Here is a 15360-nt window from a genome sequence, read left to right as displayed (position 1 = left end):
GTCGAAACCGGGTTTCTCGCGATCGCCCTCAACCGAAAATGGGGCAATTGCGTTAAGAAACCTGGTTTTTGTGTCCTAGACTATGTAATAACTACAGAGTAATGAAATCGCCAGAGGTGAGAATACCGGGGGTAATATTGTTAAGCTTCGCCAACAATTGATTGGTGTCCGTCACCGTGATCAAAGTTTGATTGTTGCTGGAAGTAATACTGAGTTGATTAAAACTCAAACCAGAATTCAAACCAATTAAATCCTCACCCCTGCGGAAATCATTAATGATGTCGCTACCCAAACTTTGATTTAGGAAAAACACATCATTTCCCGAACCACCAGTCAAAGTATCGTCCCCAATATCCCCGGAAAGGAAATCGGCACCGCTGCCACCGCTGAGAATATCATTACCTTTGCCGCCGTACAGGGTATCGTTACCGATGTCGCCACAAAGCACATCGTTTTCATTGCCACCCAACAGCAAGTCGTTGCCCTCACCGCCATCGAGACTGTCGTTTTCTTTGCCGCCGTACAGGGTATCGTTACCGATGTCGCCAAAAATCAGGTCTGTACCTTCATTGCCAAAGGCAATATCGTTACCATTTCCAGCATTAATTGTGTCATTTCCTAAGTTGCCTAAAATGTAGTCGTCTCCATCTTCACCCAGCAAGATATCGTCATCTTTACCGCCGAAAATGCTGTCGTTACCAACGCCGCCGGCAACTGTATCATTGGCGATATCTCCCCTCAACAAGTCGTCGCCCTCACCACCGACAACAGTGTCATTATCCTTGCCAGCGTAGATGGTATCGTTGCCAGCGCCGCCAGAGATGAAATCGCTGCCTTCATTGCCGAAGATTGAGTCGTTATCTGCGCCGCCGTCAATGTTGTCATTGCCGCCCATACCGTAGAGAGTATCGTTGCCGGCTTGTCCGTTAATTGACTCGTTGAGGACACCGCCCATGATGAAATCGGTAGTGTCGCCGCCGTTGATAGTTTGTTGGACGGGGTTGGGGGTGATGGTGGCAGGATCTAGTTGCGGAGGGTTGAGGCTATCGAGTAGGCAATCATCTAATACCGGAGTAGGAGTCGGAGTTGGTGTCGGTTCGGGTGTGGGAGTCGGCGCCGGAGTCGGTGTGGGATTTGGAGTCGGCGCGGGTGTGGGAGTGGGAGTCGGAGTTGGAGTCGGAGTGGGAGTGGGAGTCGGAGTGGGAGTGGGAGTGGGAGTCGGTGTGGGAGTGGGAGTCTCAGTTGGAGTGGGAGTCGGAGTTGGAGTCGGCGTGACTGGAGGGTTAAATTCATAAGCGCCAATATCAACGATCGCACTTCCGTTATTATCACCATCTTGAGGGCGACTCACACCGCGCTGATCCGCAGCCGGCGCGCCCGCACCAGTACCGGTATCAATTGCCGGACTTCCTGTTAGCAGCGGCAGCACGAAAGCGCCGTTAATATTTTCCAAAGGGCCGAGTAAGGGGTCTGCGATCTTCACATTTGCCGTAACATTATTGTCGTTAGGATCGCCCGTCGTGAGTTTATTAGGAAATTGCAGATTATTTCCCCCGTCGATTAATTCCCGCCCGGTTTGCTGCTTAATCTTAAAACGATTACCCGCCGTGTTGCTATCAAAAATAGAATTCTTGACAGTAATTGGCTGATTACCAAAATTAGCAATACCTCCCGAATATTCCCCAGCGGTATTTTTAGCAAAAGTTGAATTGACGATGTTAGTCGAAAAGGAATCTCTGTTATTGACAATCATTCCTCCACCATTCTTAGCAGCGTTGTTGCCGGAAAATGTACTGTTAACTACGCTGATGTTTCCATTTTCACCCAACCACAAGCCGCCGCCGCTATCATCGGCTGTGTTGTTGGCAAAGGTGCAGTTTGTCACTGTCAAATCGGCATTGCCGTGGCGGACGCCGCCGCCGGAGCCTCCCGACCCCGCTGCATTTTTGACAGCTTTGTTGTTAATAAAAGTGCTATTTTCCAACACCACTTTATCTTGCAAATAACCAAACAAAAAGGCTGCGCCTCCTTCTCCGGAGCTGATATTGCCATCAAAAACGCTGTTGCGGATGACAATACTTCCGGCAACAGGGCCAGGGGTTGCATTGGGGCCCGAAGCATTAGCGCCATCGACGAAAACTGCCCCGCCAACGCCTTGGTCTGTCACGTTGCCGGTGAATTTAGAGTTTTCGATCGTCATGCTGCCCAACAGGTTATTAACAGCTCCGCCGTTGCTGCCTTTGTTGTTGGTAAATTCGCTATCTCTGATAGTCAGAACACCACCGCTTTTAGTGGCGATCGCGCCGCCCCCCCGTTCGGTATTATTCGCTAGCGAACCATCATTGCCGCTAAACTTGCTGTTAATTACAGTCATGGTGCTGCGGAAACCCCTGTAAATGCCGCCACCAAAACCGGCAACATTATTATTGACTTGGCAATTTTCTAAAGTTAAAGTGCTGCTACCTCCCGTTTGAATGCCACCACCGGCGCTAGTTGCGTCATTATTCGGATCGGTTCCAGAAACTTTGCCGTTGGCAATAATCAGGTTTTTTAGAGTAACATTTGTTGCACCTTCTGTGCGGATTACCCGCGAAGTATTGTTGCCACTGATGGTTAAATTGGCTGCACCAAGTGCATCAATTGTCAAGTTTTTGTTGATGACAAGTTGGCCGCTCGAGAGAGTAATTGTTTGGCTGGCAAGAGTGGAGGCAAATTGAATGGTATCGTCGGCTGCTGCGGAGGCGATCGCATCTCTCAATGAACCGGACCCGCTATCATTAGTGTTAGTAACGGTAATAGTCTTTAAAGTCCCTTGATAATCCGCCATTGCCTCTGGAGTCAAGGCTAGCGGTGCTTCAATATCACCCTTGGCAAACTCCAAATTCCAGTTACCACCGCGGCCAGTGCGATCGCTAGATGCTGCAATATCAGCCCCGGTTAACTCGCCCAGGCGATCGACAAAATCGCTTCCCGAACCCGCCGCAACATCGCAACCATAAAGCACAATATCTGCTTGGTCGCTTAGCGCATTTCGCCACCCTTGCAACTGGCTTTCATATTGTGATAAATTATCCGAAGTCAGCGTTGCAGAACCTAGCTGCAAGCTGCCCGAATTGCCGTGAGAAAAAACGTGAACTTGGTCTACAGTTTCCCCCGCAGCAGAAATTGTTTGCAGTTTCGCAGTAATTTGCTCGACTCCGTTACCATTTTTATCTAAAATGATGATCTCTGCACCGGGAAGCACGCCACCCGCAAGAGTTTGATAGTCATCTAAGTCGGGATCAATGAAGACAATAGATTTAGAACCAGCATTGAGGAGAACAGATTGTGAATCGATGTTAGTGGCAAAAGTTGAACTCATTTCGCATACCCATGAGAATGTTTACTATTTGCTGGTAGATTCACCTTGAAAGCAGAAGGCTAGAGATGCAGAAGGCAGTAGGCAGGATTAAAACCTCGGTGATAGATAGGGGAGATTAAAATTTAGGCAAAAACTTGAATTTTATCCCTAAGTGAAATCCGAGACTTGTCTCCCTAATCAGCTTAAGCTGTGTGAAAATTGCGATTTTTTTAGCAATTAACAGCCGAAAATGTAATGTATAGCCTTTCTCAGAAAGATGAGGTACTCATGGGCATAGGGCATAGGCCTCCGTGGGCATAGGGCATACCTCACTTTTTTGAGAACCGCTATAAATAGTCCGGCACGGGGAACCTCTCTATGTAGATTTGCCATGCACACCCTTAGCGAGATAAGTAGTGCATCCAACCATTTGAAAGCCTAAGTCAGGTAAAATTCATAAAAGATTTTCTGGGGTTCCGAATTCCTGAGAATCTCTCTAGCTATTACCTGATACATTCACATTAGGGAAAACCAGGAAAATTGCCCCTAAAAAATTGATGAATTTAACTTTTTTTATCGCTGGCAAAAACTTCCCCAAAATCTGCAATTTAGTGTTGACAAAGCTTGCTTTATTCGGGCAATCCTGAGCTGGCTAGCCAGCTCATGATTGCAATAGACGGATGTGCCTCATTCTAGGTGTGGGCGATCGGGAGCATCTCATATTTGTAAAAATACTTCTTCTGGCTCCTTCCTTCTTCGGGATCCTTCCTTCTTCCTCTTTCCTTCTTCCTCTTTCCTTCTGCCTCCTGCCTCCTGCCTCCTGCCTCAAAACTCCAATTTCTAGCGGAGGGCTGCAAAGGTGAGATGCTCCCGGGCGATCGGCAATAAACAAGATTTATTACCCATCGCTGGCTGTTGAAAAGAATCAGATCGATCGCTCCTCTGCGTTGGCGTAGCCCCCGTAGGGGGGCAGGGCTGTTTCATTCTCAAGAAAACGATGATTTTGACTCTTGTAGTGCTAAGAGTGCCTACCCTCCCCATCCACGATTTGCTCATGTTTCAGAGATTGGGGCAGCCACGGGGGGCTGCCCCTACAAGAGAATGAAACAGCCCTGCGTAGGGGCGGGCGGCTTATGGCCCACCCTAGCCCAGGCCGTTAGATTGTTACCTGAGTGAAATCGCTAGCGGTAAGAATACCGGGGGTAATATTGTTAAGCTTCGCCAACAATTGATTGGTGTCCGTCACCGTAATCAAAGTTTGATTGTTGCTGGAAGTAATACTGAGTTGATTGAAACTCAAACCAGGATTCAACCCAATTAAATCCTCACCCCTGCGGAAATCATTAATGATGTCGCTACCCAAACTTTGATTTAGGAAAAACACATCATTTCCCGAACCTCCCGTCAAAGTATCGTCCCCAACATCCCCGGAAAGGAAATCGGAACCAGCACCGCCGCTGAGGATATCATTACCCTTACCGCCGTAAAGCGTATCGTTATCGGTGTCACCGAAGAGCACATCGTTTTCATTGCCGCCGAACAGCAAGTCGTTGCCCTCACCGCCATCGAGACTGTCGTTTTCTTTGCCTCCGTAAAGCGTGTCATTTCCCAATAAGCCAAAAATCAGGTCTGCACCTTCATTGCCAAAGGCAATATCGTTGCCGTTTCCAGCATTAATTGTGTCATTTCCTAAGTTGCCTAAAATGTAGTCGTCTCCATCTTCACCGAGTAAGATATCGTCATCTTTGCCGCCAAAAAGCGTGTCGTTGCCACCGCCGCCGGCAACAGTATCATTGGCGAGATCTCCCCTTAAAAAGTCGTCGCCATCTCCGCCAACCACAGTGTCATTATCTTTGCCGCCGTACATGGTGTCGTTGCCAGCGCCGCCAGAGATGAAATCGCTGCCTTCATTGCCGAAGATTGAGTCGTTATCTGCACCGCCGTCAATGTTGTCATTGCCGCCCATGCCGTAGAGAGTATCGTTGCCGACAAGTCCGTTAATTGAGTCGTTGATGCCGCCGCCCATGATGAAATCGGAACCTTCACCGCCGTTGAGAGTTTGTTGGACGGGGTTGGGGGTGATGGTGGCAGGATCTAGTTGGGGGGGGTTGAGGTCATCAAGCAGGGAACCATCCGAAGCCGGAGTAGGAGTCGGCGCGGGCGTCGGAGTTGGCGCCGGAGTCGGTGTGGGAGTAGGAGTTGGCGCGGGCGTCGGAGTTGGCGCCGGAGTCGGAGTGGGAGTGGGAGTTGGCGCCGGCGTCGGAGTTGGCGCCGGAGTTGGAGTTGGCGCGGGCGTCGGAGTTGGAGTTGGCGCGGGCGTGGGTGTGGGAGTCTCAGTTGGAATCGGTGTGGGCGTCGGAGTTGGCGCGGGCGTCGGAGTTGGCGCCGGAGTCGGTGTGGGCGTCGGAGTTGGCGCGGGCGTCGGAGTTGGCGCCGGAGTTGGTGTGGGAGTAGGAGTTGGTGTGGGAGTAGGAGTTGGCGCCGGAGTCGGTGTGGGAGTAGGAGTCGGCGCAGGCGTCGGAGTTGGCGCCGGAGTTGGTGTGGGAGTAGGAGTTGGCGCGGGCGTCGGAGTTGGCGCGGGCGTCGGTGTGGGAGTAGGAGTCGGCGCGGGCGTCGGAGTCGGCGTAGGAGTCGGTGTGGGAGTGGGAGTTGGCGCGGGCGTCGGAGTCGGCGTAGGAGTCGGCACTGGGATGACACTACCTCCCAATTCAAAAGATCCGCTGTCCACGATCGCACCTGGAATGCTGTCGCCATCTTGAGGGCGAGTCACGCCGCGCTGATCCGTAGCGGGTGCGCCGGTGGCAATCCCTTTATCAATTGCCGGACTTCCTATCAGCAACGGCCTGACTAAAGCGCCGTTGAGGTTTTGCAAAGGGCCAAGTAAGGGATCTGCGATCGTCACACTTGCCGTCGCATTGACATCACTTCCGTCATTGGGGTTTTTGGCCGGCCACTGAAAATTCCCTCCTTGATCGCTATATTGGGCGGTGACGTGTTGCTGAATGCCCCAAGGGTTTCCTCCGTTAGCCGCTGTATTGTTGGAAAGAATCGTGTTTTTGAGGGTGACATTATTGGCAGCGGCGAAGATACCTCCACCAACCCAGCCTGCAGAATTATCGGCGATCGTCGTGTTGAGAATGGTTGTGGGTGCACCAAGAGTCATTGCACCGCCGAGTTTGTTGAAATCACCAGCAGCAAACGCCGTGGAGTTGCCAGAAAACGTACTGTTAGTAATCGTAGTAGGGGCATTTCGCATCCACAGGCCGCCACCTTGATTATTGGCTTTGTTGCCAGCAAAGGTGGTGTTGGTAATGGTCAATCCCTGGTTGGTGCTGTCGCTCAAAATCGTTACCCCACCACCGTTTCCACCATTTCCACCGTTGGGTAGCGCCAGAATTTCGTTATTTTGGAAGGTGCTCTTTTCCAAAATAACCTTGTCTTGGCTGCCGGTGAACAGATAAGCTGCGCCTCCTTCACCTCGACCTTTATTGTCTTGAAATACGCTATTGGTAATCTTAATTGTGCCGGAAGCTTCGCTCGGATTGCTGGCTCGATCGGTATAAAGTGCGCCGCCGAAACCTCTTAAGAAAGAATTGGGCTGCCCTGTGGCGAAAGTGGCTGCTGTGGTGTCGTTGCCGATGAATCGGGAGTTGTCAATTGTCAGCTTACCTTGAAGGCTGTTAATTGCCCCGCCGTTAATTCCTTTGTTGTTGGTGAAGTCGCTGTTGGTGACTGTAATAGTTTTGAAACTCAAAAAGCCGATCGCACCTGCACCGCGTTCATCGTTAGCGGAGGTGGCTACGTTGCCGTTGAATTTACTGTTGGTAACAGTCAGGGTATTGTTGAAATTACCGAAAATTGCGCCACCGCCTTTATCGGCGACGTTGTTGTTGAACTGAACGTTTTCTACTGTGAGGTTTACTTCGTCGGTTGTGCCGATCGCGCCACCTCGATCCGTAGTTTTGCCGTTAGTAATAATGAGGTTTTTGACAGCAAAAGTCGTAGCAGTCACAACGTTGGCGTTGACAAAAAAGGCGCGGGATGCGTTGTTGCCACTGATGGTTAAACCGGGTGCGGCGGCGCCGTCAATGGTGATATTTTTGCCAACGGGAATATCGAGTTGACCGCTGGTGAGGGTAATGGTTTGGCTGGCTAAACCTGGGGCGAAGGTAATTATATCGCCGGCAACAGCCGTGGCGATCGCAGCCCTTAATGAACCCGGCCCGCTATCGCTATTGTTGGCTACTACGATCGTAGCTAAATCCCCTTGGTAACTTGCCATCGCCTCTGGCTGCAAGGCTAAGGGAGATTCAATTTGACCCTTAGCAAATTCTAAATTCCAGTCGCCGCTACGGCCGGTTATGTTGGTGGATGCCGCAACGTCAGCCCCGGTTAATTGACTGAATCGATCGACGAAATTAGCACCTGTACCGCTTGCTACATCGCAGCCGTACAGCATGAAGTCTGCTTCTGGGGCTAGTGAAGTTTGCCACTTTTCCAACTGGCTTTTGTATTGCTCTATGTTATCTGAACCCATAGAGGTATTGCCTAATTGTAGGCTGCCAGAACTGCCGTGAGAAATAATGTGAACCGAGTCTATCGCCCCGTTAGTAGAGGCGTATTTTTCCATCTCGGAGGTGATTTGTTCGATGCCGTTTTTGGTGCTATCGAGTATTACTACCTGCTGTCCCGGCAGCACTCCCGCTGCAATTGACTCGTAATCTTTCACGCCGGAGTCAATGAAGACTAAGGAGCGCACTGGCCGTTTTTCAAAAGCAGATTGTGAGTTAACTTGAGCGAACGTAGAACTCATATTGGAGACTCCATTTAGGGCATTATTAGTAGATACACCCCGGAGTTATCTCATCAGGCTTATTTGATTTTATCTTAACACCAAATTGAGAGATGGTGCATTTTTTAAAATATTTTTATTGATTTATTTTGAGCCACCTTTACCTGTGTTCTCTTGACCATGATGGAAATTATGACCTCTACCAATGGGAAGATATTACAACATTTGTCTGGCATATTTAAATCAATCAATCTAGGCTGTACCATCAAATTTTTGCGACATTATTTGGCTAACAGTAGCCTGATTTCAGGTACTCGGAAATGGTGGAGGTAATTTCCCCCAGGATAACTCCTCTTATACCAATTTAATGTGAAGTTGCACATATCTCGATCCCCCTAAATCCCCCTTAAGAAGGAAGACTTTGAGAAGAATCTTGTCCCACCCCCTACTCCCCTCCGGCGGGGGGTTAGGGGGGATCAGATTCTACGGGGCCTCATAAAAAATTGGTATTAATTATATTGAGTAGTTTTTATGTGAGTGTGAGATTTTACGTAGAGGCACAAGGCACTACAGTTTACCTAGCTGTATTTCATCCAAGGTAAAACTGAATTATGTAGATTGTGAACAATTCTATATGCTTTGAATTTGCTAGGCTTGCGGGGGAGCATCTCATATTTGTAAAAATACTTCTTCTGGCTCCTTCCTTCTTCCTCTTTCCTTCTGCCTCCTGCCTCCTGCCTCCTGCCTCAAAACTCCAATTTCTAGCGGAGGGCTGCTTTCATTGAGATGCTCCCGGTTTGCGGTACACCCAAATACTGATTGCCAGGACGTTTGGTCGCATTTACTAACAGTCAAAACGGTCTAATATTAAGTGGAACCCATCGCTGGAAATCAATTGGCTTATGGGGTGCTACCGACACTGTGAGGACTGCCATCCTCACTGCAAACGTGATTCAAATTATTCAGCGGGAGTTGATATGAGTGCTGATTTAGTCAGCTCAAATCGTTGATTGCGATCGCGCCTGCCTCCCTAATTACAATCGTATTCGGGTTCAGTCGCCCTCGGTACGTTTCATACCCTGCATTAAATTACTCTCCTTAATTAGCAAACAGTCGATCGCGCGCGCCGCCGTTGTTGAGTGTATCACTATATCGATCGGCATAACACGAATCAAGTCCGCTGTTTTGAGTCAGGGAACTGTGCGATTTTGGCAATTGACTTTTGTATGGTTCGAGGTAATCTGAACTGAGGATAACAAAGCCTAATTGCAGTTGGTTCGATCTGCCATCAGAAGTTGTGCGAACTTTGTCAATCTCTCTAAGGATAGAGGCCGATTTTTGAAGTGCAGAGGTAATTTTCTCGATGCAGTCAGATTCCCCAGCCAAAATTCTGGAAACAAAATATCCACCTTGAGTGATGCTGGAGTCCTTGAATACAAAGCTTTTGGATGGGGAATTTGCGTATTCCAAGGCGGGAGTCGTTTCCCTTAAAGAAGTCAACATATTCCGTCCTCCAAAAGTGTGTTTAGCGGTAGATACAGCCTTGGAATCAGAGCTTCTGAAACTGCTAGCGACCTTATTTATTTCGCTCATTCTTATTTCACCTATCTATCAGTTTGCCCTATTTCTGCTGCACTGCCATCCGCGATCGCACGGAATTTATATTCTGCGTGTTTTCCCTTACTTCCGGCAAACGCGCCATTACCGATCGATCCGGTATCCTGTCCGTGATCCCACTTTCAAAAAAGAATGCAACTGTAATATCATGTCCGAGCGATTAACCATAATATCCCGGTCGGGGCGGGTTTTTGAGATTGTCAATTATTGGCAGGTATTGTTCGTGAACCCGCCCCTACAACAATCGCGGTCGCACACCGGACATGATATAAGCCCGTGCTTCAAACCTCGATAGTCTTCAGTCATTCGGCCATCTAAAATCTAAAATTTAAAAGGGTATGACACTTAGTAGATTGGCCTCGCAACTGCAGCGCTCAAGATTCTGTGGAAGATGGCGGTTTTTTCCCTGCATTGCGAATATTAATAATCTTGTTGAGCGCCTCAAACCAAAAACCAGCCCCCATAGAAATAGCTACACCGCTCAATATCCAACCAAACAATTTTTCCATCACAGCCGGCCACAATAAATTCCCCTGCTTATCTCGTTTTAACCTATTCTGTTCGCTCCATCCCAAAGGCAGAGGTACATTATTATCCAAAGCTCGACCGACATCTTCTTGAACTTTTTTCAGACTGGTTAAATTATTTGATTTAGTCCTAGCATTGTTGACCACCACCTGCTCAGCGTACAAATTAACAGTCGATCGCAACATCGAATCCTTCGACAACCGATTAATAATATGAATGGTATCAGCATTAGCAGCGACAGCGATCGCAGTTCCGAGCAAAATCGCCACCCCTCTAGCATTCCGCTTGTAAACGCCAGAAGCACGCTCCATCGATTGGTCAAACCAAATTTCAATTTCTTTCTGAAACCGCTGCAACTGCTCTTGAGTATCTCCGCCGCCTTTTTCAGCGCGCTGCGCTAAAATATAAAGGCTGCGTTTCAAAGATTCTGGCATACTGTCCAAGGTTTCTTGAATTTGTTGATAAATCGGACTCTCCTCTTTGAGTTCCATAATTTCTGCTGCCGACTCTTGACTTTTTTTAACAGTATTTAACAGATTGCTGAAACTAGGTTGTAGTTGCCCTAGCAGCGCCAGCCGCTCATTTCTGCTGTCAAAACGAGCCTTCACAAATGCCATCTGCCTCTGAAATTCTCTCCCTCCCAGCTCGGTTTCTGGTAGATAAACCTGAGAATCCTTAATATAAAATCCTAGCTTTTCAGACATCCGATTTAAGCTGTTGTTCAAACTTGCTAAATTGTTTTGATAATCTTCAACAACTCGATTGAACTCCGCAGTCAGCCACCTAAAATCTTGCTTAATAATCGGTTTGGTAGCAGCCGACAAACTCAGATTTTCTCCAATTTGTTGAATTTGGGCTAATTGTAAATCTTTAAATCTTTCCAATCTGGTTTTAGAGATAGAGCTAAGCAAACTAGAAACCTTTAAAGTCTCCAAAAGGCTAGCCGAAAAACACTCGGCTGGAATATAAGAAGGCCCACTGGATTTATTGCCGAAAACATTTTTAGTACCCGTAACTCCGTGGTACAAATCCCCCATGCGGTGCGTAACAGAGCGGAATCCCTCTGATAACAGCCCTTTCGCTCCCTGATTCAAATCCTTGATAATCGGATTGGCGTAAATCGAATGGGCTAACTGTCCGACTCGCTTAAATTGCAGGGGATCTTTCGCACCTTCGCTGCCACCAGAAATCAGCACTTCGATCGACTTCTTTAAATGTTCCGCCCGCCACTGCCAAACAGTAGCAATCAGTTCCTGAATTTCCGAAGCTAGCAAGCTTAAAGTGAGGTAGATAAATACTAAGCCAATGATAATATCTATAATTACAGGCAAGTTCATGGTATTTTCCTAGTTGCAAATAACTGCTGTCTAAGTTTACCTTCAGTTTGGGACGCTCAAAACTCTCTTAACTTATGTCAGAAATCTTTCCATTCCTAAGCCGCAAACCGAAAAATCGCTGGAATGACAGCTTTACAGACAAAGTGTGGATGCTGGCTTTTCTGTTGGCTGCTGTGCTGATTTTCGGGCTGAATCTGGGCGGCGTGGCTTTGCGGGATTGGGATGAAGGCATTGCAGCGCAGGTAAGCCGCGAAATTTGGCGCGGCAACTTAAATTGGCTGTATCCGACGATCGACTCTATGCCCTATTTCAACAAACCACCGCTGGTACACTGGCTAATCGGGCTGTGTTTTGCCGTCGGCGGTGTCAGCGAATTGACGGCGAGGTTGGCACCGGCGATGCTGACGGCGGCTTCAGTGCCCTTGCTTTACGCCATTGGCAGGGAGTTGTTTCCTAGACGCTCGATCGCCATTTTTTCTGCCCTCGTCTATCTGACGCTGTTACCGGTGGTGCGGCATGGACGTTTGGCGATGTTGGATGGGGCGGTTTTGTGTTTTTTGCTGGGGGCGATGTGGTGTTTGCTGCGATCGCGCCGCGACTTGCGCTACGCTTTGGGGGCGGGGATTGGGTTCGGACTCATTTGCCTGACTAAGGGCGTCATGTTGGGGCTGCTGCTGGGTGCTGTGGGCTGTATTTTTTTGGTTTGGGATACCCCGCGACTCCTCACTTCTTGGTATCTTTGGGGCGGATTGGCGATCGGAACATTGCCAGTAGCTGCTTGGTATTTTGCCCAATGGCTGCACTACGGCCAATATTTCATCCACACTAATTTAATTAACGAATCTTTCCGGCGAATTTCCGAACCTGTCAGCAGTCACAGAGGCCCGCCTTGGTATTATCTTTTAGAAATTTTTAAATTAGCTTGGCCGTGGCAGTTATTTTGGCTACAAGGGCTGCGTTTAAGTTGGGAAAATCGCAATTTTGCCGGGCCAAAATTAGTATTGGTTTGGACTGGAGTATATCTGGTGGCTATTTCTGTGATGACTACTAAATTGCCGTGGTATGTTTTGCCAATTTATCCAGCTTTTTCTCTTGCCGTTGGCAGTTATCTCGCTGAAGTTTGGGAGCAACTGTGGCTGCCGCCAGAACCCGTCAAAGAGGAAGCAGAAGAACGTTTTGATGCTATTTCTTTGCTGCCTCATCCCGCGATTTTGGCAATGCTGGGTGTAGTTGCTGTCGTCGGTTACGTGTACTTTAGTGGTTGGGTACGGATCGGGGGACAAATTGCGCCTCTAGAGCGAGATTTGCAGTTAATGCTGATGTTTGTAGCTTTGACAATGACAATGGCGGCCGTGTTGCTGCACCGCAAAGACCGACAGTTTATATTAGTTTTAATTTGGGGAACTTACCTGACGCTGTTGGTATTGGTGGCTTCAGATAACTGGGTTTGGGAACTGGCGGAGGATTATCCGGTTAAGCCGATCGCCGAAATTGTCCGCACAGGAACTCCGGCCGGTCAACAAGTGTTTACTTCTCACCGCTTGGGCCGTCCATCGCTGAATTTTTATAGTCAACGCCAAGTTATTGTTGCCGACGCACCGACGCTCAAACAGAAATGGCAAACTCTTCCTCAACCTTATTTTCTGTTAGAAAAACCTGTTTTAAAACATTTAGGTTTGCAGAATGCTGAGATTGTCAAAACAGCGGACGATTGGGTTGTGGTAACTAAAAAGTAAGCGTGTTTCCCCAAATTACCGTAGGGGCGGGTTCACCAACCATAATCGCCTCAGACCAAAAATCTCGAAAACCCGCCCCCACCCAACGACAAATCCGAATCTACATTAGACCTCTTGCAAAAATAATTAGGACGGGCAAGATGCCCATCCCACAAGAGTTATTTTTTCTTGTGGGATGGGCATCTTGCCCGTCCCATCAATTGATGAAAAGGATTTTTGCAAGAGGTCTATTTTTGGGATGTAATCGCATATCAGATAAATCTAGGCGATCGGCTGGGTGCGGACGAGTTTACCAACAATTCATACGAGAAACCAACAATCTCAAAAACCCCCTACACAAACTCAACCTTAAAAAGCTTACCCAAAAATGTTACACTAAACAAAAGCCTCAGTTAAATGCTCTCTAATAGAACTATGCAACTTACTGAACAACGATACTACTCGATCGAGGAATATCTAGCACTAGAAGAAGCTGCTGACTACAAAAGCGAATACATTGACGGTGAAATATTTCCTATGGCCGGTGGCTCTACAAATCACAATCAAATAGCGCTCAATTTCAGTACCGAACTAAATTTTGCGTTCAAAAAACTAGACTATCGAGTTTTCATGAGCGATGTCCGCTTGTGGATACCCAAGAAGCGCATCTATACTTATCCCGATGTGATGGTAGTATGTGGGGAGCCGGAGTATTATAATAACCGCACCGATACGATTACCAATTCCAGAGTAATTATTGAGGTTTTGTCAGCTTCAACTAAAGGATACGATCGCAGCAAAAAGTTTGAGGGATACCGCACAATTCCCACTCTTGAAGAATACTTATTGCTCGACCAAAATCGGAGATATATCGAACATTTTTCTAAGACGGATGATAAGCGATGGTCGTTTGCTGAGTACAATGAATCGGATGAGACGATCGCGCTTGCTTCAGTATCCTTTGAAATTGCTGTGGCAGATATCTATAATAAAGTGAATTTTGAACAAGTAGATCAAGAAAATGCACCTGAAAAATGATTGTAGGGGCGGGTTCACCAACCATCTGTGCCACTAATTAAGAAAATAAATAAACCCGCCCTGCCCAACGACAAATCCGAATCAATATTCTTTGCATTCGATCGCACATCAGGTTAATCTAGGTTATTGGTTGGGTGGGGGCGGGTTTATCTAGATTGTCTGCTGGTATTAAATATTATTCGTAAAACCAGCCCCTACCGCCTGTGTTTTTGGGAAAAAGATTATGAAATACGATCGCAACAAACACCACCGCCACTCAATTCGCCTGCCTGGATATGATTATACGACTCCCGGTGCGTATTTTATCACTATTTGCAGTTGGCAGCGTGAATGTTTATTCGGCGAAGTCATTCATAATACAATGCAATTGAGTCCCTATGGTAAAACAGTTTTATTCAATTGGAGCATTCTTCCCAAACGTTATCAAAATGTGGCATTAGATAATTTTATTGTGATGCCAAATCACGTCCACGGGATTATTGTTTTGAAAGACAGCCCAGAAATAAATTATACAGAATCGGATAAATTGGCGCTGAGAAAATCAAAAATCCATCCTTTATCGGAAATTGTGCGGGGTATGAAAACATCTTCAGCGCGGCGAATTAACCAAATGCGATCTTTGACTGGCGTATCAGTTTGGCAACGAGGTTATTACGAACATATTATCCGCAATGAAGAATCATTAGTTGCTATTCGGGAATACATCATTAATAATCCTTTGTCGTGGGCAAAAGATGAATTATCTCCTCATAATTCAGTCAAAATTAATGAATCTAGCACACTGTCGATCGAATGTAATGGCAAATCTTATCTACAGTCGATCGTACTATAACATTGTGTCGATAGCCCTCCGGGGCGGGTTTTACCAATAATCTATGTGAAAAACTAACAATCTCAAAAACCCGCCCCCACCCAGCCACAAATCGGCATCTACATTTGTGAAATACGATCGCACATCAGGTTAATCTAGGTTATTGGTTGGGTGGGGGCGGG

General features: G+C 47.5%; 9 protein-coding genes. 3 read left to right on the top strand and 6 right to left on the bottom strand.

Going from position 1 to position 15360, the window contains the following annotated elements; all coding sequences use genetic code 11:
- Positions 1 to 91 precede the first annotated feature (91 nt).
- From QUB12_RS01975 to QUB12_RS01950, 6 genes are all read right to left on the bottom strand, one after another.
- Complete coding sequence (locus QUB12_RS01975; protein ID WP_333305232.1) at positions 92 to 3361, bottom strand: DUF4347 domain-containing protein; 3270 nt, start codon at positions 3359 to 3361, stop codon at positions 92 to 94.
- 671 nt (positions 3362 to 4032) lie between these two features.
- Positions 4033 to 4197: a hypothetical protein gene (locus QUB12_RS01970; protein WP_333145520.1), complete on the bottom strand. Its 165-nt coding sequence runs from the start codon at positions 4195 to 4197 to the stop codon at positions 4033 to 4035.
- A gap of 299 nt (positions 4198 to 4496) precedes the next feature.
- Complete coding sequence (locus tag QUB12_RS01965) at positions 4497 to 8153, bottom strand: DUF4347 domain-containing protein (protein ID WP_333305230.1); 3657 nt, start codon at positions 8151 to 8153, stop codon at positions 4497 to 4499.
- Between the two features lie 648 nt (positions 8154 to 8801).
- Complete coding sequence (locus QUB12_RS01960) at positions 8802 to 8987, bottom strand: hypothetical protein (protein WP_333145516.1); 186 nt, start codon at positions 8985 to 8987, stop codon at positions 8802 to 8804.
- Between the two features lie 243 nt (positions 8988 to 9230).
- Complete coding sequence (locus QUB12_RS01955; protein WP_333305228.1) at positions 9231 to 9635, bottom strand: DUF4347 domain-containing protein; 405 nt, start codon at positions 9633 to 9635, stop codon at positions 9231 to 9233.
- 488 nt (positions 9636 to 10123) lie between these two features.
- A complete protein-coding gene (locus tag QUB12_RS01950; protein ID WP_333305226.1) occupies positions 10124 to 11614 on the bottom strand; it encodes a hypothetical protein in 1491 nt (496 codons plus the stop codon).
- A gap of 74 nt (positions 11615 to 11688) precedes the next feature.
- On the opposite strand from QUB12_RS01950, the gene QUB12_RS01945 reads away from it, so the two are divergent.
- The 3 genes from QUB12_RS01945 to QUB12_RS01935 all read left to right on the top strand — a co-directional run bounded on the left by QUB12_RS01945 (position 11689) and on the right by QUB12_RS01935 (position 15199).
- A complete protein-coding gene (locus QUB12_RS01945; RefSeq protein ID WP_333305224.1) occupies positions 11689 to 13350 on the top strand; it encodes a glycosyltransferase family 39 protein in 1662 nt (553 codons plus the stop codon).
- Between the two features lie 414 nt (positions 13351 to 13764).
- Entirely contained in the window at positions 13765 to 14367 is a 603-nt protein-coding gene (locus QUB12_RS01940; RefSeq protein WP_333305222.1) for a Uma2 family endonuclease, read from the top strand.
- A gap of 223 nt (positions 14368 to 14590) precedes the next feature.
- The gene (locus QUB12_RS01935) at positions 14591 to 15199 is read left to right on the top strand and encodes a transposase (RefSeq protein WP_333305220.1); all 609 of its coding nucleotides are present in this window, start codon (positions 14591 to 14593) and stop codon (positions 15197 to 15199) included.
- The last annotated feature ends 161 nt before the right edge of the window (positions 15200 to 15360 follow it).

It is taken from the genome of Microcoleus sp. B7-D4, from assembly GCF_036705125.1.
Taxonomy (GTDB): Bacteria; Cyanobacteriota; Cyanobacteriia; order Cyanobacteriales; family Microcoleaceae; genus Microcoleus.
The sequence above is the reverse complement of the archived record's forward strand: the minus strand, read 5'-3'. Positions and strand labels throughout refer to the sequence as shown.